Origin of the sequence: Enterobacter sp. JMULE2 (assembly GCF_013337145.1) — a bacterium.
Taxonomy (GTDB): Bacteria; Pseudomonadota; Gammaproteobacteria; order Enterobacterales; family Enterobacteriaceae; genus Enterobacter; species Enterobacter mori.
The window spans coordinates 1,359,443-1,376,771 of the sequence record NZ_SGWD01000010.1; the positions used below are offsets into that span (position 1 = coordinate 1,359,443).

A 17,329-nucleotide genomic window follows, 5' to 3' on the forward strand; every position below is an offset into this window, starting at 1 on the left:
ACCTCGGCGTTACAGCGTTTGCAGCAGGCTCGCTAACTGGCGATTAATCACCTGCTGATTAAATTCTGTTTCGACTTTTTGTCGGGCATTTTGCAGCACCGGTACCAGCTCCTGCTGGTCGATGTCGCTGAAGGCCGCTAAGCGATCGGCCAGGGCGAAAGCATTATTTTCAGGCACCAGCCAGCCGGAATACTCCGATCTGATCAGTTCCGGGATCCCGCTGTGCAGCGTCGACACAACAGGAATCCCCACGGCCATGGCCTCCATCAGCGCGACCGGAATACCTTCCATATCACCGTCCGCACCGGTCACGGAGGGCAGCAGGAAAACATCCGCCTCGTCGAGCATCGCCTTCACCTCATGGCTTGGCTTGAAGCCCGGCATCTCCACGCAGCCTTCCAGCTGATACTGTTCGATCAGCGTGCGCAGTCGGCGCTCCCAAGGGCCGATACCTAAAATGCGATAGTGGAAATCCACCCCACGCGCTTTTAGCTGACGACAGGCTTCAATCGCGACGTGCAGCCCTTTCTTCTCGGTTAAACGCGCGACCGAGATAATCTGCAGCGGTTTCCCCGGCACCTTCACCGGGCGCTGGGTGAAGCGTTCCATATCGACGCCCATCCGCGAAACGGTAATTTTTTCGCTCGGGCAGCCCATCTTTTTCAGCCGACCGGCCCACAGTTCGCTGATGGGCAGCATCATGTCACCGCGGCGGAAAAGCTGCTGATACTCCGGGGTATAGTGGTTCAGCACTTCCCGGCTTGAAATATCGATACCGTGGAAAATGGTCGCGATTTTGCCGTCAATGACCCCCAGCTCGCGGAGCTTCGCGGCGGTCACGCCCGCCGGGCCGAAGTGGGCGATAAACACATCCGCACGATACGGCTGCGCCGTTTGCCCGCAAATGGCGGAGAGGATCAGATTGCGGGATTCCGCCCCGTAGCGCGACACGTTCAGCGCTCGCCACGTCGAGGGACGGTGCAGCCCGCGGAGCGTCTGGCTGGCGCGGTAGCGCAGTTTGTTCAGCCGCCCGCCCGGTTCATCCTGCAGCCAGCGGGTTTTGGCTCCCAGCCCATACTGGGTGTACGCCGCATGGGTGTTTTGTGTATCGCCCTTTTGCAGGGCGATAATCTCCACGTCATATCCCATATCGATAAACGCGGTGATTTGGTTCAGTACAAAGGTCTCAGACGACAGCGGAAATTTCAGTAAGAAGAAACCAACCTTCATTTCCCCTCCCCGACGCGGTCGAGCACCGATTTCACCATGCCGATCCCTTTTTCGCGCTCGGCTTTCACCGCCACGGCCAGGCGTTCGTTAATCGCAGGCAGCTGTCCCAGCGTGTCGCCGACCATGGAGCCAAGCGAACCGTCGAGAAGATGACGAATATCGACCGCCATTTCCGGCATGCCAAGCTGCTGCATAATGCCCGCTGATTTGTGCTCGTAGTTGATGGCAATCGCTGGCGTGCCGAAGTTCATGGAGATAATGGCCGAGTGCAGGCGCGTGCCAACGGTGAGGTCACAGGCGGAGAGCAGTTTGCCCATCTCCAGGTCGTTCAGCTCGTCCATCACCACGTGGTAGCGCGACGGGTCGTTCACCAGGTGACTCAGGTTAAGCGCCACCATGCGGTCATCTTTGTTGTAGCTGTCGATACCGGTACAGGTGGAGAGCGCCAGCACCTGGTAGCCGCTGTCCAGCACGCGGTTCACCACGTCGGCGAAGGCTTTCTCATACGCCGCCTGCGTGGTGCCAAGACGTTTATCAAATGGCGCGAGCTCGCGCAGGGTGATGGCGACGGTTTTTTGTTTCTCCGCCACGTCGAGCCAGTGCTGTACCGCGTAGCTCGGCTGGAAATTATCGACCTGGTGGTCCACCAGCCAGGCGGTGTCCACGCCGTGCTCAACTTTTGACGTGTCGATCTCGCTACGCTTCATCAGGTCCAGGCTCACGGACTCGCGCAGGATCAGCGCGTCGCAATGACCAAACACGTAGTTCGCCAGCTGGTTAAACTGCGGATCCTGGAATGGCCCGACGCTGTGGCCGATCATAAACAGCGGCTTTTTCGCCATAAAGGTGCAAAGCGCATGCTCAAACTGCGGCACACCGTAAAGATCGACGAAGAACGAACCGCCGACCTGAATAATAGCGTCATAGCCGGAGAGCAGACGGACAAAATCCGTAAAGCCCTGGGCAATGGCGATATTGCGCAGCTTGCCGGTGTCGGTCACGCGAGAAAGCAGCACCTGGTGCTGGTAGCGACGGCGCAGGACTTTCTTCACGCGCCCCATCACGCCCGCAGCGTTGTTGTGCTGTTTCATCTGGCTGTAGAGCGGGTCGCCCATTACCGGGCGGTTCAGTAACCAGGATGAGCTGACCGGATAACGGCTCATCACATCCACTTCTGTCTCAGGCTCAAGGGTGTTAATTGCATCCAATAAACCGCGCAGGATGGCGCTGTCGCCACGGTTGCCGCAGGTATGGTTGCCAAGAATAAGTAATTTCATAATGGCCTCTTAAAATTAGCCTGCGCGAAGCAGCGTTTTCATTTTTTCGTTACGGCAAAACTGGCGCTTCATCTCCACCACCAGCGCGTTGCGCGACAGCACAATCATCACGCCGAACGCCAGCGCGCCCGCGGCGACCTGAACCGCCAGCAGCGCCGCCAGCGGCAGATGACCGCTGAGCACCACGCCCAGGCCATAGCTGACCGCAAGCGTGGGTAAGGAGAGATAAAACGGCAGCCACAGGCTCAGGATGTACTGACGGTAGCTGGAGCCCAGCACCGGCTTGATCATCACGAAGTAGCTCAGCACGGTGTTGATAATTTGCACCAGCAGGAACCCGAGCGTAACGCCGATAGCGCCCGCCATGTGTCCACCCACGATAATTGCCGGAATAAACAGGAAGGTTTTGAATACGTTGAACTTAAAGCTGATGTCCACACGCGCTTTTGCCATCAGCAGGGAACCAATCGGATTCCCCACGGAGCGCAGCAGCCCTACCACGCACAGCAGCTGCAGGATCGGGATGATGCCGTTCCACTTCTCACCAAACACCAGCGGCACGAAGTTGCTGGAGACCACCATCAGCCCCAGCAGCACCGGGAAGTTAATAATCCCCACTACGGAAAGCAGCTTGTAGAAGTTAACGCGCAGCTTTTCGGTGTCGTCCTGAATCTTGGCAAACGCCGGGAACAGCACGCGGGTGATAATCGGGTTCAGCTTCATCGGCGGTACGACCGCGACGTTGTAGGCCAGGTTGTAGCCCCCCGCCACGCTCGCGCCCAGAATGCGCGCCAGCACCAGCGTCGAGAGGTTGGTATTGACGTAGTTGATAATGCTGTCCGCCGTCAGCCACGCGCCAAAGCGGAGGTTGGACGAGACGGAAGCGAGAGAGAAATGCAGTCCCGGACGGTAGATCTTGCGGCCAAAGTAGCCGAACAGCAGCGTACGCACGGCAGAGTTAACCAGGTAACCGAGGATGGCGGTCATCGCCAGCGGCCAGAAATGGGCGCTCACCACGGTGAAGGTAAAGCCCGCCAGCACGGCACTTGTTTCAATCATGCCGATCTTGTTGAACTCCAGCTCTTTTTGCATCAGCGCGCGGAATTGCTGCCCGTGTGGGATCACCACAAAGGCAAACGACAGCGTGCGCATCAGCGGAGCCAGATCCGGGTTGTGCAGCACGCGAGCGATGGTGTCGCTCATCAGGAACACCAGTACGAACACGAAGATCCCCAGCCCGACGTTCAGCCAGTAGAGCGTGGTCAGCTCCAGATGACTGATCTCTTTGCGCTGGATAATCGAGTTGGCGATACCGAAGTCAGACAGCGTATCGGCCAGCGCGATAATCACCAGCGAGACGGTCAGCAGGCCGAACTGGTGGTTATCGATAATGCGCGCCAGCACCGTCATCTGCACCAGCCCAAGGCCGATGATGACGATGGTGGCCATGGCCGACCACTTGGCGCCGCTGATGGTTTTTTCACGTAAGCTCATCTTAGTACGCCGCTTTGTTCACGAAACCTTTGAAGATGGTCAGAAAAACAATCTTGATATCGAACCAGAGGCTCCACTCACGGATGTACTCCAGATCGAACTCAATGCGTTTTTCCATTTTTTCCAGCGTGTCGGTCTCGCCGCGCCAGCCGTTGATCTGCGCCCAGCCGGTGATGCCTGGCTTCACCTTATGGCGCAGCATGTAGCCTTCAATCAGTGAACGGTACTGCTCGTTATGGGCTACCGCGTGAGGACGCGGGCCAACAATCGACATGCCGCCGGTGAAAACGTTAATGAACTGCGGCAGCTCGTCCAGCGAGGTCCGGCGCAGGAAGTTCCCCACGCGTGTCACGCGCGGATCGTTCTGCGTCGCCTGGGTCACCACCTTGTCGTTTTCCATCACCTTCATGGAGCGGAATTTCCACACCATGATCGGCTTGCCGTCCATGCCGTAGCGGGTCTGGCGGAAGATAATCGGCCCGGGTGAACTGATTTTCACCGCCAGCGCAATGCAGCACAGCACAGGCGAAATCAGCAGCAGGATCAGCGAAGAGAGAACAATATCTTCCACGCGCTTGAGTACGCGGTTAATGCCGGACAGCGGCGTATCGTACAGCGGTACCACCGGTACGCCGTTCACTTCTTCAATGCGGGAATGGAGGATGTTGAAGGTAAAGACATCCGGGATCAGTATCACCGAGCAGGTGGTATCCGCCAGCTCGCGCATCAGTTTCTTAATGCGGGATTCGTCTTTCATCTGCATGGCGATATAGACGTTGTGGATCTTCCCGGCTTTCGCGTCGTCGATAAGCTGCTCGTAGTTGCCAGCCCACTCAGACGGGACGCCGCCCGGCTTCGCGTCGTGGTAGATCCCCACCACTTCAAAACCTAACCACGGCTCTTTGCGGAAGCTGTCGAGCAGCACCTGGCCGACGGGCAAATCCCCTGCTACGGCCACATAGCGTCTGTTGTAACCCCGATTGCGCAGCCAGCCCGCACCGAAGCGGATCAGCGAACGGCAGACCACCATGCCCACGCTGGTCAACAGGTACCAGCAGAGATAGGTCACGAGGCGGTTATCAAAATCATGGCTGAATGCCACCAGCCCGGCGCTGAAAATCAGGCTTAAGGTCCAGTTTTGCAGCAACAACATCAGCTCGGTGGTGATTTTCACCCCACGCCACGAGCGGTAAAAATCGGTCATCCCGCCGATCATTTGAAACACGACCAGCGCAATCAATGCCATCAGCAGATGCATATATAAGAACGGTTGCCCGCTAATCCGACACACCGCCCACAATCCGCCGACCATGATGGTGATATCAGAAAAACGCTGCACCATAGAGATTAACGATGCATTCGTTCTCGCTCGTTCGCGTTTTTTTAGATTCGTCATCGTTGTTCCTGTATTCGGTTCCCCCTCCCACCGGGAGGGGCAAATATTACTGATTCAACAGCGCCAGAATGTCCTTCGTTCGGGCTTCCATCAGCGCCGTGTCGGCACGGGATTCCACGTTCAGGCGCACCACCGGCTCGGTATTGGACGAGCGCAGGTTGAAGCGCCACTGCGGGAACGCCATGCTGATGCCGTCGGTACGGTCAATTTCCAGCGCGTGGATGGCAAAGTGCTGTTCCACGCGGGCAATCGCGTCGGCAGGCTGCGCCAGCTTGCTGTTGATCTCCCCGCTCGCCGGGAAGGCCGCCATGCGGTCACGCACCAGCTCGCCCAGGGTCTGCCCTTTCAGGCACAGCAGCTCGGTCACCAGCAGCCACGGGATCATCCCGCTGTCGCAGTAGGCAAAATCACGGAAGTAGTGGTGAGCGCTCATCTCACCGCCGTAAATGGCGTCTTCTTCACGCATGCGCTCTTTGATGAAGGCGTGGCCAGTTTTGGACATCACCGGCGTACCGCCCGCAGCGGACACCACATCGACGGTGTTCCAGGAGAGGCGTGGGTCATGAATGATCTTCGCCCCCGGGTTTTTCTCGAGGAAGGCTTCCGCCAGCAGGCCGACGATGTAGTAGCCCTCGATGAACTGCCCTTTTTCGTCGAACAGGAAGCAGCGGTCGAAGTCACCGTCAAAGGCGATCCCCATATCGGCACCGTGCTCAATCACCGCGTTACGGGTGTCGTCGCGGCACTCCGGCAGCAGCGGGTTAGGAATACCGTTCGGGAAATTGCCGTCCGGGGTGTTATGCACTTTGATGAAGGTAACCGGCACGTTCAGCGCCTTAAAACGAGCTTCCAGGGCATCCACCACCGGACCGGCCGCGCCGTTACCGGAGTTGATGACCAGCTTCAGCGGCTTCAGGTTTGCCACGTTGATGTAGCCCAGCAGGTGGTTGATGTACTCTTTTTGCAAATTGATCTGCTTGTAGCTGCCGCGCTTCGCGTCGTTCACCGGCGGGAAGTCGTTGGCTTCCGCCAGGCGCTGCACGTCGCGCAGGCCGGTATCGCCGCTGATCGGACGCGCGCCCTTGCGCACCAGCTTCATGCCGTTGTAGTCCATCGGGTTGTGGCTGGCGGTCACTTCGATACCGCCGTCCACGCCCAGGTGGAAGGTGGCAAAATAGATCTCTTCGGTGCCGGAAAGGCCGATATCCAGCACGTCCACGCCCGCGTCCTGCAGCCCTTTCGCCAGGGCCAGCTTCAGGGACTCGCTGGTCAGGCGCACGTCGCCGCCCAGCACGATAGTTTGTGGCTTTAAATATTCGCCGTACGCGCGGCCAATGCGCCACGCAATGTCTTCATTCAGCTCTTCGCCCAGCTTGCCGCGAATATCGTAGGCTTTAAAACAGGTTAACTTTTCCATGATGACCCCTTTTTCAGGCAACAGTTGGCCCTGACCAATTAATGGCCAAATTCTTTTTTTCATTCGTAGGCCCGGTTAGCGCAGCGCCACCGGGCAGGAAGCAGAGGCGCTACACCCGTCCGTAACGATCCTGGAAGCGAACGATATCGTCCTCCTCCAGATACGAACCGGAGCGCACTTCAATTAAGTCGAGCGGAATTTTCCCCGGGTTCTCCAGACAATGCGTGGCCCCCAGCGGAATGTAGATGGATTCGTTTTCGCCCAGCAGTTTGATTTCGCCGTCGATGGTGACTTTTGCGGTTCCCGCAACCACCACCCAGTGCTCGGCGCGATGGTGGTGCATCTGTACGGACAGCCCTTCACCCGGCTTCACGGTAATACGCTTCACCTGGTAGCGGTCGCCGGAGTCGATGGAGTCATACTTGCCCCACGGGCGGTAGACTTCGCGGTGAATGTGGTGCTCGTGACGACCATCGGCCTTGATTTGTTCAACCACTTTTTTAACGTCCTGCACGGCGTTACGGTCGGCAATCAGCACCGCATCTTTGGTCTGCACGACCACCAGGTCCTTCACCCCAACCGTGGTCACCAGGCCGGATTCTGCATAAACGTAGCTGTTTTCCGTTTTGTGGCTAATCACATCACCGTGATGGACGTTACCCTCCGGAGTATGCGCGCTGATCTCCCACAGGGATGACCAGGACCCCACATCGCTCCAGCCCGCGTCCATCGGAACCACGACGGCATCCGCCGTGCGCTCCATGACCGCGTAGTCAATGGACTCCTCCGGGCAGGCGAGGAAAGATTGCTCATCCACACGAATAAAGTCGAGGTCAGGATCGACCACCGCCATCGCTTTCTCGCAGGCGCTCAGGATGTCCGGACGGTATTTTTCCAGCTCTTCCAGGTAGCGTCCGGCGCGGAACAGGAACATGCCGCTGTTCCAGTAATATTCCCCGCTGGCCACGTAGGCCTGCGCGGTTTCCAGATTCGGTTTTTCGACGAACTGCGCCACGTCAAACGCCACGCTGTCGCCTTCGCCCGGCGTCACGCTGCCGCGACGGATGTAGCCATAGCCGGTTTCCGGCAGGTCCGGCACGATGCCGAAGGTCACCAGCTTGCCGCTTTCCGCGTAAGGAATGGCCGCACGGACCGCGTCGCGAAACGCCTCTTCCTGCTGAATGACGTGGTCAGCCGCCAGTACCAGCATCAGCGGGTCGCAGTTCGGGCTGCTGCGTTTTGCCGCCAGCGCCGCCAGGGCGATCGCAGGGGCAGTGTTACGACCGGCAGGCTCCAGAATGATGTTTTCTGTGAGTTTGTTCAGCTGGCGCAGCTGCTCGGCAACGATAAAACGGTGCTGTTCGTTACAAATAACGACCGGACTTTCACACTCCACGCCGTGCAGACGGTTGACCGTCGTTTGCAGCATGGTGAGGTCCCCTTTCAGGCAGAGGAACTGTTTTGGATAGAGCACGCGGGACAGCGGCCACAACCGGCTACCAGAGCCACCTGCCATCACAACCGGATACAACGTGGTTTGACTCATGATTTATCCCCGTATATCTGCAATAAATTGGCTCAGCACGTTCTCTTTTTCGAGCGTGCGTTCGGCATATTCACGTGCCACCGTGTTCTCTTTTGGCATGGCGAGTGCCTGCTCAATACCGGCTACCAGCGCGGGAACGGATTCTGGCTCCACGCAAACGGCAATGCCGGTATAGCTGTTACACAGCTGGCCTAATTCTGTTTCGGCTTCTGCCGTAATCACCGCGTTGCCGCCCACCGCCAGAATGTTGGTCAGTTTGGACGGCAGCACCGCGTCCGCCGCGCCGCGCTTTTGCACGACCAGATGGCAGTCGCCCATCTTCAGCAGGGCAGGCAGCGCCTCGTAAGACTGAAGCGGGAAAAATTTCACGTTGGTCAGGCCGCGTTCGAGGGCCATTTTTTCCAGCCGCGCTTTTCCACCGCCCTGCCCGACAATCACAAACGTCCACGGATGTTCGCTAAGCTGCTGCGCCGCTTCAATGACGCTCTCCAGCCCCTGCTTTTCGCCGATGTTGCCCGAGTAAAGAATGATTTTTTGATCTTCAGGCAATCCGAGCTGCGCGCGGAGCGCATGAGCGTCTTGCTCTGTCACGTCGCGGAAACGCGCCACTTCGGACCAGTTCGGGAAGAAAATGACTCTCTCCGCCGGGACGCCCTTTTCCTGGGCCTTGTTCATCATCGAGCGCGAGATAGTCGAGACGTAATCCACGTTGTGCAGCCCGCTGCGCTCAAAGGCGCTGGCGAGCTTCGCCACCTTGCCGCCCTTGCCCTTGCCCGCCATTCCCAGGCCGAGCATGGCGTCCACTTCATAATCCTGAATGTGCAGCAAGGTGCGCGCGCCGGAAAGTTTGCCCAGCAGGCGCATGCCCGGCGTGCAAAACAGCGTCGGCACCACGCCGATAATGCGATCCGGCTTCCAGCGACGCTGCGCCATCAGCGGGAAAAAACTGCTCAGGGCAAAGCTGCCCAGATGAATTAAACGTTTCAGCGTCGAAGGCTGTTTTGGCACGTAGAGCGGGCAGCGCCACACGGTCGCTGCGCCCTCTTCGCGGCGGTAGCGCCAGCTTGAGTAGCGCTCGCCCACCTTCCACTCCGGGTAGTACGGCGGCGCGGTAATGACCCGCACGTCATGTCCCTGGCTCGCCATCCACTCGACCATCTCGCCGGTGTATTTCCCGATGCCGGTTAATTCCGGCGAATAGTTAATGCCATACACAAGGATCTTCATAAACCCGGCACCTCGGCCTGACGTTCTGCGAGGAAGTACGCTCGACTGTTATCGTGAACGTTATCGCTCGCCAGCAGCGCCTCTGGCGTCTGCCAGCGGTAGTCGTCATGCTGAGAATCAGGCAGATGCAGATCTGCCTCACTCACCTTCAGGCGGAACCCCAGCACGATGTAGTGCGTGGAGAACCCGGTGCCTGAAAAGTTATCGTCATAGAAGTGCTGCCAGACCCCGTAAAACTGGCCTGCCGCCATCGGCAGCTGCAGGCCCAGCTCCGCCAGAGTAAGACGCTCAAACGCATCGGTCAGCGTCTCATCCTTCTGCACGCGCCCGCCGGGCACGAACCAAAAGCCCTGTGCAGGACGATTGGTTCGTTTCCCCAGCAAGAACTCGCCGCGTTCGTTCTCCACGATCAAATCGATTGAGATCAGCGGAGTAGAACGCACTACCGTGGCAAAATCTTCCTGACTTAAAAACATCATTACCCCCGGAAGCGGTGCTGGTTTTCCAGGAACCACTGGTAGGTGCTGGCCAGCCCCTGCTCCAGTGACACCTCGTGATACCAGCCCAGCTGATGCAGGCGGGTCACGTCCAGCAGTTTGCGCGGCGTGCCGTCCGGCTTGGTGGCGTCAAACACCACGCGGCCTTTGTAGCCCACCACCTGCGCGATAGTCTGCGCCAGCTCGCGGATGGTGCAGTCAACGCCGGTACCGACGTTGATGTGCGACAGCATTGGCTCGGTGTTCTCCTGCCACACCTCGCGATCCAGCTCCATGACGTGAATGCTGGCCGCAGCCATGTCGTCCACGTGCAGGAACTCACGCATTGGCGTACCGCTCCCCCACACCACTACGTCCGGCGCGTTCTCGGCGGTCGCCTCGTGGAAGCGGCGCAGCAGCGCCGGGATCACGTGCGAATTGCTCGGGTGGAAGTTGTCGTGCGGTCCGTACAGGTTGGTCGGCATCACCGAACGATAGTCACGGTTGTACTGACGGTTGTAGGACTCACACAGCTTGATCCCGGCAATTTTGGCAATCGCGTACGGCTCGTTGGTCGCTTCCAGCGTACCCTGCAGCAGTTCGCTTTCCGCGATGGGCTGCTTCGCCATTTTCGGGTAAATACAGGATGAACCGAGGAACAGCAGCTTATTCACGTTGTGCAGGTGCGCCGCGTGAATGATGTTGCTCTCAATCATCATGTTTTCGTAGATGAAATCTGCCGGGTAGGTGTTGTTGGCAACAATGCCGCCCACTTTCGCCGCCGCCAGATACACCTGGTCAATACGTTCGTTGGCAAAGAAATCCTGCACCGCTTTGCTGTCGAGCAGATTCAGCTCGTCGCGCGTGCGGACAATCACCTCTGCGTCACCGCGCTGTTCCAGCTGGCGAACAATCGCGGAACCCACCATTCCGCGATGACCGGCGACAAAAATACGTTGTCTTGTCATTCTCAGGACTCCAGCGCGATGGCAACCTCGTAGCCATGAGACTTGAGCAGGGAGTGTTTTTTCGCTGCTTCAAGATCTTTGGCCACCATCTCGGAAACCATCTCCTGCAGAGTGGTCTCGGGTTTCCAGCCCAGGGTTTCGTGCGCTTTGGTTGGGTCACCTAGCAGGGTTTCCACTTCAGCAGGACGGAAATAGCGTGGGTCAACCTGAACGATAACGTCGCCCGGCTTCACGCCCGGTGCGTCGTGACCCGTCACGGAAACCACAATGCCCTTCTCTTCCACGCCGGTACCTTCGAAGCGCAGTTTGATGCCCAGCTGCGCGGCAGCCATTTCAACGAACTGACGCACGGAATACTGCACGCCGGTCGCGATCACGAAGTCTTCTGGTTTGTCCTGCTGCAGCATCATCCACTGCATTTTCACGTAGTCTTTCGCATGGCCCCAGTCACGCAGGGAGTCCATGTTGCCGAGGTGCAGGCAAGATTCCAGACCCTGAGCGATGTTGGCGATCGCGCGGGTGATTTTACGGGTCACGAAGGTTTCGCCGCGACGCGGGGATTCGTGGTTGAACAGAATGCCGTTACAGGCGTACATACCGTAGGATTCACGGTAGTTTACGGTGATCCAGTAGGCGTACAGTTTAGCGACCGCATACGGAGAGCGCGGGTAGAACGGCGTGGTCTCTTTCTGTGGAATTTCCTGCACCAGGCCGTACAGCTCGGAGGTGGACGCCTGGTAGAAACGGGTTTTCTTCTCGAGGCCCAGGAAGCGAATGGCTTCCAGCAGACGCAGGGTGCCCATGGCGTCAACGTCGGCGGTGTATTCCGGGGATTCGAAGGAGACCGCAACGTGGCTCATCGCGCCCAGGTTGTACACTTCATCCGGCTGCACTTCCTGCAGGATGCGGGTCAGGTTTGAGGAATCGGTCAGATCGCCGTAATGCAGATGGAATTTCGGGTTCGCGGAGTGAGGATCCTGGTAGATATGGTCAACACGCTCGGTGTTGAACGAAGAGGCACGACGTTTAATACCGTGTACTTCATACCCTTTTTCCAGCAGCAGTTCTGCCAGGTAAGAACCATCTTGTCCGGTAACGCCGGTGATGAGAGCGACTTTAGACATGTTTATATTCCTCTGTACTTATCAAAGTTTTTCAGTTTCAACGCGTTCGCGTATCACCACTGCGGGGTTGCCACGGCAAATTGTATTTGCCGGTAGCGATTTAAAAACGCTGCTGCGGGCACCGACTACCGTGCCATCGCCAACAGAAACACCAGGTGCAACAAAGACATCTGTTGCCAGCCAGCATTTTTCACCAATCACAATTGGCGAAGCGGTAATATCAAAATGCTGACTCATAAAATCATGGCTGCCGGTGCACAAATAACACTTCTGCGATACCACCGAATTTGCGCCAATCGTAATCTCGCCCAGGGTATATAACACCGCGTCATCCCCTACCCAGGCGTAATCCCCAAGCGTTAATTTCCAGGGATAAGTAATTTTCACCGAGGGGCGAATCACTACGTTTTTTCCGATTTTTGCGCCAAAGAGACGCAATAAAAAGGCTCGCCAGCGGTACAGTATTTGCGGAGACCAGGCAAATAATGTCGCCTGAACTGCCCACCACAACTGCACCTTAATACCGTTCCCGCCCCGAAAGCCTTTCGGCACGGAGAATCCGTTAAGTTCCTGCATTAGGCTTCCTTATATTTCAGGCTTTGTTATATAAGGCTTTCGCTTTACCTGTCGTTTTCAGGCGTAAAAAATAAGACAATTCCGCCCAGAACCCCGGCACGCGTAATATTTTACGCTGCACGTTTTTTGCATCCTGGCACAATTCCAGATTATTTGAGGTTGACACACCGCCCATGGAAAATTCAGATACCAGCCCTTTAATACGACGGAATGGATAACCTGATTTGTACAAGCTGGCAGTCAGTGCATAATCTGAAGACACTTTATACTGCAAATCGTAAGGCTGTTTTTTCAGACCCTCGACCGGAAAGAAAATGGCCTGATGGCTGGCCGGCAGGCTGTGGTAGATATACCAGCCCGGCTTGGCGCTGCGCAGCACTTTATTTCCGTCACCAAAATCGAGCAGGGCATCGCCGATATACAAGGCGTCCTCTTTCTGGCGGGCGAGTTGACGGGCAAACAGGGCCACGTCGTCATGGAACACATCGCCAGAATTCAGGAAGATGGCGTAACGCCCCTGCGCCATCGCGATGCCTTTATTCATCGCGTCGTAAATGCCTTTATCTTTCTCGCTGATGTAACGTAAGTTGAACTCACCGTTGAGTTTTTCAAGAAACTCAGCCGTACCGTCGTTCGAACCGCCATCAACCACGATCCACTCAAAGGTGAGGCTCGGATCGCGCGCCAGGTTGCGCAGCGAGCGCCAGGTTTTTACCACCCCTTCGTAGTTACGAAAGGCGACAGTAATGACGCTAAGAAACATAAATCACCTCATTTCGTCATACGCGCGTAATATTGAGCGCTTTGCGCAAAATAAACGGGCAGACAATCAAGAAAGCATATTCCGGGCTAAATATTGACCCCGTAAAGAACAACGACACTGGCGTAAAAAGATAAAGCTGCACGCGAAAGTTTTGGTTATCACCAAACGCGTTAATCATCATTTTAAAAACTTTAAACAGATACCAGATCGTCAACAGTACGGCGAACCACGAAAAATAAATAATTAACAGATACAGACCATTGTCTATGGTTTTACCGACATCCGCACCGTTAAAGATTCCGAATGATGCGACATATTCGTAAAGTGAGCCGAATCTTACTACTCCATCAATATGGGTTAAGGAATAACCCACCATCACCAGTGGCCCGATGATGCGATAATAGGACGAAGACCCTTCCGTTCCCAAATCTCCCAGACGTTCTGAGATGTACGGGAAGGCAAATATCACGCCAACCATAAATACCGTCAGGGAGATAATCGCCAGCGGCAGTTTTTTCTTAATCGCATCTTTGTTCAGGTACTGGAATGCCCACTCCAGGAGGTAAAACAGGATAAATGTCATTACCCCTGAGAACGATCCAGACAGAACAATTCCTGCAAGAATCATAGCATCGGTTTTGGGGGTTTTGATACCAAACTGTTTGATGCTGAGCCAAATTGAGATTAACGCCAGAGCGAAAAACGCCGGTTCAAAATAGAGCGCAGTAGTACGCTTACCACCAAACTTAATGAAGTTCAGTACATAGCTGTTACTGTATATGAGATATTTCGAAATTATCTCCATCAGGCTGCTGCCGCCGGTCAAAATAATTTGCGCCATTTCCATCGCGGCAAGCATAACAATGACCCCAACGACAATATAAAAGAACCTAAGGATTTTCTTATAATTGTGCGGGGAAATAGTTTTAAAGCGAATACTCCACACCATGCCAATAATGATAACGATATAAACAAACAGCATGGTTGAGGTGACGTATTTGCTGGCATCCAGCGACTGACCAAAAATGTAGTTAAACGCGGTCAGACCCACCCCGAGCCCTAACGCTATCATCAGCTTCTTGAGACTGATTTTCTCAACGTAGAGTAAAAGCAGAACGGGCAAGAAGGTGACGATGGTAATCGGGAAGCTCTCTCCCAGCTGGGCAATCTTGACGTTGACCAGCAGGTAGATCAGCGGCAGCAGCAGATAACTACAGATTCTGATAGAACGAGACATACTCCTCCAGCATCTGTTGTCCACTGTAGGCCTTGCGGCTGCGGTTGCGGAACGATTCCAGGTCAGTGCCAAAAACGGCCTGCGCAATCGCGGCCTTCGGCAGTTGCACCAGCGGCAGCACCTCCTGCTCCGCGAAGGTTTTTCCGCCGGATTTCTCCAGCACTTCGCGCGCGGCGTCGCTGTGGGTGGCAATGACAGGCACGCCAATAGAGAGCGCTTCGCAGAGGATCAGCGGATAGTTGTCCACGCGGGAGCTGAACACCAGCGCATCCATCCCGTTCAGGGCGCTCATCAGCTTGCGCTTGTCGGTTTCAAATCCGTGGTTCACCACGTTCGCCCCTTCAAACGGGGAAAACTTGCCAAAGGTGTGCAGTTCAACCTTGTCGCCGAGCGCCATGATGTCGCGCACCAGCTGCTGGTTGGTTTTGCCGTCGTAGCGCAGGTCATGCGCAACAATGGCAATTTTCGGTTTGCCCGGCGTTTCGGCGACCGGCGTCAGTTCCGCCAGGATCTCTTCCGTTGCCACGTCGATACCGTTGTTGATGATCTTGCAGCGCCCTGCCCCGTACAGGCTGTTGAAGGCATCCGCCACGTGCTGGCTTGGGGAAATAAAGGTGCAGCCGAGCGAGAGCATGTCGCGGAACAGCTGACGCTTGCCCTCAACCAGCTGATGCGCGCGATCCACCTTCACCGGCGGGTAATTGTTCAGCGTCGGGCATTTCTGGCAGTTATCTTTCCAGCCTTCGCAGCCGTCGGTAAAGGCGCAGCGTCCGGTCACGCTCCAGTGATCGTGCAGCGTCCAGACGAATCGGGTGTCCGGCTTGTGCGCTTTCACCTTCTCACAAAACGCCACCACCTCTTCCAGATTCAGCCAGTAGCTGTGCAAAACGTGAAAATGCAGCACAACCGGACCGGTCGTGCGCGTCACGGTGCGGTAAAGGTTGTTCAGGTTGCCAAACAGATCGCGGTTAAACAGGCGGAACAGCGCAATGTTGGCAATGGAGGTCAGACGCGGGGTCTGCTTCAGCACCTGAGGATAGTTATCATGGCTAACGCTTTTTTTGCCGCCTTTGCCGTAGCCGTAAACAAAACGCGACTGTAATCCTTTTTGCAGCGCGCGCTGGTGCAGATCCAACGCCACGCCAGCCGCCCCGCCTTCTGCGAGGCGTACGTTAAATTGCAGAATGTTCATTTAATCACCTTCACGCGGGCTTTCTCTCCCACCACCAGCGCGTTATCCGGAATGCTGTCCAGCACCACGCTACCTGCGCCAATCGTGACGTTGTTGCCGATCGTGATGTCACCGATGATCACCACGTTGGCACCCAGCTCGACGTTATTGCCAATCACCGGACAGGCCAGGCTTTCTGGCCCACGGTTGCCGATGGTGACCGCGTGGCGAATAGTGAAATCATCTCCCGCCACGACGAACTTATTGATCACCACGGCATACCCGTGGTGGATGGTGAAGCGTCGGCCAATGGTGGCAGCGGCCTGAATTTCATAGCCAAAAAAGCATTCGGTAATGATGCGGTACAGCACCAGAACGGGTGCCGCCCAGATATTGTTTAAAACGTTTTTCTTACGCCACACCGAGCAAAAGTGTGCGATGCGGTACGCCAGAACCATGCAGCACGGGCGCAGGCTCCAGCTGTTAGCGCGGCAATCTTCCAGAAACATTATTTCCCCCGAAGCCCGTCGGCCAGACGCTTGCCGTTACGCACGGAAAGCAGCGTCAGCAGCGTGCGCCAGTTCATGCGCTTGTTGCGGATCTGATACAGGGTAAAGAGCTGATACTTCCGGCTGGCACGGTCAAACTTGTTCTTGTGCTTGCGGTAGAAGTGGAAATAGCCCGAGAATTTCTTCGGTGACGAGGTGATTTGCATCTCCCCGTGGTTGATGTGCAGGATCTGCGTGGCCTCTTCCACCTTCCACGGCTCGCCGTACTCCACCACCATTCGCAGGAAGATGTCGTAATCCTGCGCGGCCTTCAGTTCGGTATCGAACAGGCACTCTTTGAAGCGCCATGCCCAGGTGAAGACCTGATTACCGATAATGTTGCGCTTGTAGAACAGGCGGCGGGAGTACGGTGATTTCGGGTACAGCGGCAGGCTGGCCGGCTGCGAATACACTTCACCCTGGCAAACGTAGTCGTTGGCATACAGGAACGCGTGCGTTCCCAGCTGCGCTTTGTGAGAGAGGAAGATGGACAGACGGTTTGGCGTCCATTCGTCATCGTCGTCAATCCCGGTCAGATACTGCCCTTTCGCCTGCATAATCGCCTGATTACGCACCGCACATGCGCCGGAGTTAATGGCGTTATGCGTATAGACCACCCGCGGGTCGTTGAGGTCAGTCACAAACTTTTGCAGCTGTTCATACGAGGAAGAGCAGTCATCAACGATGATCAGCTCCCAGTTATCGTAATCCTGTCGCAGGACGGATTTGATTGCGCGGATCGCCAGCTGCTGACGATTCCATGTCGGCATATAGATTGAAACTAAAGGGCGTTGTGTGGTCATGGTCTTCCCCTTATCCCTCACCCCGCCCCTCTCCCGGAGGGAGAGGGAGAAAAGCTGCTCTCCCTCAGAGGAGAGG

General features: G+C 56.3%; 16 protein-coding genes. All 16 read right to left on the reverse strand.

What is annotated here, in order from left to right; translation table 11 throughout:
- Positions 1–9: 9 nt before the first annotated feature.
- The 16 genes from wcaL to wcaA all read right to left on the reverse strand — a co-directional run bounded on the left by wcaL (position 10) and on the right by wcaA (position 17,253).
- Positions 10–1,230, reverse strand: a complete 1,221-nt coding sequence (gene wcaL, locus EXW94_RS07315) for a colanic acid biosynthesis glycosyltransferase WcaL (protein ID WP_174339807.1) — start codon at positions 1,228–1,230, stop codon at positions 10–12.
- Complete coding sequence (gene wcaK / locus EXW94_RS07320) at positions 1,227–2,507, reverse strand: colanic acid biosynthesis pyruvyl transferase WcaK (RefSeq protein ID WP_174339808.1); 1,281 nt, start codon at positions 2,505–2,507, stop codon at positions 1,227–1,229. Before wcaK ends, wcaL begins: the two co-directional genes overlap by 4 nt.
- A 15-nt stretch (positions 2,508–2,522) precedes the next feature.
- On the reverse strand, positions 2,523–4,001 hold the full coding sequence (wzxC, locus tag EXW94_RS07325) for a colanic acid undecaprenyl disphosphate flippase WzxC (RefSeq protein ID WP_120157867.1): 1,479 nt from the start codon (positions 3,999–4,001) through the stop codon (positions 2,523–2,525).
- A 1-nt stretch (position 4,002) separates the two neighbouring features.
- Complete coding sequence (gene wcaJ, locus EXW94_RS07330) at positions 4,003–5,397, reverse strand: undecaprenyl-phosphate glucose phosphotransferase (protein WP_108418179.1); 1,395 nt, start codon at positions 5,395–5,397, stop codon at positions 4,003–4,005.
- A gap of 46 nt (positions 5,398–5,443) precedes the next feature.
- A complete protein-coding gene (gene cpsG / locus EXW94_RS07335) occupies positions 5,444–6,814 on the reverse strand; it encodes a colanic acid biosynthesis phosphomannomutase CpsG (RefSeq protein ID WP_174339809.1) in 1,371 nt (456 codons plus the stop codon).
- Positions 6,815–6,923: 109 nt separating this feature from the next.
- Positions 6,924–8,360, reverse strand: a complete 1,437-nt coding sequence (gene cpsB / locus EXW94_RS07340) for a mannose-1-phosphate guanyltransferase (RefSeq protein WP_089598073.1) — start codon at positions 8,358–8,360, stop codon at positions 6,924–6,926.
- Positions 8,361–8,363: 3 nt separating this feature from the next.
- Positions 8,364–9,587, reverse strand: a complete 1,224-nt coding sequence (gene wcaI / locus EXW94_RS07345) for a colanic acid biosynthesis fucosyltransferase WcaI (protein WP_148400025.1) — start codon at positions 9,585–9,587, stop codon at positions 8,364–8,366.
- A complete protein-coding gene (locus EXW94_RS07350; RefSeq protein ID WP_148400094.1) occupies positions 9,584–10,063 on the reverse strand; it encodes a GDP-mannose mannosyl hydrolase in 480 nt (159 codons plus the stop codon). The genes wcaI and EXW94_RS07350 overlap by 4 nt, the downstream gene beginning before the upstream one ends.
- Before the next feature lie 2 nt (positions 10,064–10,065).
- Positions 10,066–11,031 (reverse strand): GDP-L-fucose synthase, encoded by a 966-nt coding sequence (locus EXW94_RS07355; protein ID WP_174339810.1) that lies wholly within the window; start codon positions 11,029–11,031, stop codon positions 10,066–10,068.
- A 2-nt stretch (positions 11,032–11,033) separates the two neighbouring features.
- A complete protein-coding gene (gene gmd, locus EXW94_RS07360) occupies positions 11,034–12,155 on the reverse strand; it encodes a GDP-mannose 4,6-dehydratase (RefSeq protein WP_010431938.1) in 1,122 nt (373 codons plus the stop codon).
- Positions 12,156–12,176: 21 nt separating this feature from the next.
- The gene (wcaF, locus tag EXW94_RS07365) at positions 12,177–12,731 is read right to left on the reverse strand and encodes a colanic acid biosynthesis acetyltransferase WcaF (RefSeq protein WP_010431937.1); all 555 of its coding nucleotides are present in this window, start codon (positions 12,729–12,731) and stop codon (positions 12,177–12,179) included.
- Between the two features lie 16 nt (positions 12,732–12,747).
- Positions 12,748–13,494, reverse strand: coding sequence for a colanic acid biosynthesis glycosyltransferase WcaE (gene wcaE, locus EXW94_RS07370; RefSeq protein ID WP_089598071.1), 747 nt, complete (start codon positions 13,492–13,494; stop codon positions 12,748–12,750).
- Between the two features lie 16 nt (positions 13,495–13,510).
- A complete protein-coding gene (wcaD, locus tag EXW94_RS07375; protein WP_089598070.1) occupies positions 13,511–14,731 on the reverse strand; it encodes a colanic acid polymerase WcaD in 1,221 nt (406 codons plus the stop codon).
- Positions 14,706–15,923: a colanic acid biosynthesis glycosyltransferase WcaC gene (wcaC, locus tag EXW94_RS07380; protein ID WP_174339811.1), complete on the reverse strand. Its 1,218-nt coding sequence runs from the start codon at positions 15,921–15,923 to the stop codon at positions 14,706–14,708. Before wcaC ends, wcaD begins: the two co-directional genes overlap by 26 nt.
- Positions 15,920–16,411: a colanic acid biosynthesis acetyltransferase WcaB gene (wcaB, locus tag EXW94_RS07385; RefSeq protein ID WP_042715911.1), complete on the reverse strand. Its 492-nt coding sequence runs from the start codon at positions 16,409–16,411 to the stop codon at positions 15,920–15,922. The genes wcaC and wcaB overlap by 4 nt, the downstream gene beginning before the upstream one ends.
- Entirely contained in the window at positions 16,411–17,253 is an 843-nt protein-coding gene (wcaA, locus tag EXW94_RS07390; protein ID WP_089598068.1) for a colanic acid biosynthesis glycosyltransferase WcaA, read from the reverse strand. Before wcaA ends, wcaB begins: the two co-directional genes overlap by 1 nt.
- Positions 17,254–17,329 lie beyond the last annotated feature (76 nt).

What these genes read in the sequence shown, in the direction of transcription:
- wcaD (WP_089598070.1), bottom strand. Translation starts at nt 14,731, where the DNA reads ATGTCTCGTTCTATCAGAATCTGTAGTTATCTGCTGCTGCCGCTGATC.
- wcaC (WP_174339811.1), bottom strand. Translation starts at nt 15,923, where the DNA reads ATGAACATTCTGCAATTTAACGTACGCCTCGCAGAAGGCGGGGCGGCT.
- EXW94_RS07355 (WP_174339810.1), bottom strand. Translation starts at nt 11,031, where the DNA reads ATGACAAGACAACGTATTTTTGTCGCCGGTCATCGCGGAATGGTGGGT.
- wcaK (WP_174339808.1), bottom strand. Translation starts at nt 2,507, where the DNA reads ATGAAATTACTTATTCTTGGCAACCATACCTGCGGCAACCGTGGCGAC.
- cpsG (WP_174339809.1), bottom strand. Translation starts at nt 6,814, where the DNA reads ATGGAAAAGTTAACCTGTTTTAAAGCCTACGATATTCGCGGCAAGCTG.
- wcaE (WP_089598071.1), bottom strand. Translation starts at nt 13,494, where the DNA reads ATGTTTCTTAGCGTCATTACTGTCGCCTTTCGTAACTACGAAGGGGTG.
- wcaF (WP_010431937.1), bottom strand. Translation starts at nt 12,731, where the DNA reads ATGCAGGAACTTAACGGATTCTCCGTGCCGAAAGGCTTTCGGGGCGGG.
- cpsB (WP_089598073.1), bottom strand. Translation starts at nt 8,360, where the DNA reads ATGAGTCAAACCACGTTGTATCCGGTTGTGATGGCAGGTGGCTCTGGT.
- wcaJ (WP_108418179.1), bottom strand. Translation starts at nt 5,397, where the DNA reads ATGACGAATCTAAAAAAACGCGAACGAGCGAGAACGAATGCATCGTTA.
- EXW94_RS07350 (WP_148400094.1), bottom strand. Translation starts at nt 10,063, where the DNA reads ATGTTTTTAAGTCAGGAAGATTTTGCCACGGTAGTGCGTTCTACTCCG.
- gmd (WP_010431938.1), bottom strand. Translation starts at nt 12,155, where the DNA reads ATGTCTAAAGTCGCTCTCATCACCGGCGTTACCGGACAAGATGGTTCT.
- wcaB (WP_042715911.1), bottom strand. Translation starts at nt 16,411, where the DNA reads ATGTTTCTGGAAGATTGCCGCGCTAACAGCTGGAGCCTGCGCCCGTGC.
- wzxC (WP_120157867.1), bottom strand. Translation starts at nt 4,001, where the DNA reads ATGAGCTTACGTGAAAAAACCATCAGCGGCGCCAAGTGGTCGGCCATG.
- wcaL (WP_174339807.1), bottom strand. Translation starts at nt 1,230, where the DNA reads ATGAAGGTTGGTTTCTTCTTACTGAAATTTCCGCTGTCGTCTGAGACC.
- wcaI (WP_148400025.1), bottom strand. Translation starts at nt 9,587, where the DNA reads ATGAAGATCCTTGTGTATGGCATTAACTATTCGCCGGAATTAACCGGC.
- wcaA (WP_089598068.1), bottom strand. Translation starts at nt 17,253, where the DNA reads ATGACCACACAACGCCCTTTAGTTTCAATCTATATGCCGACATGGAAT.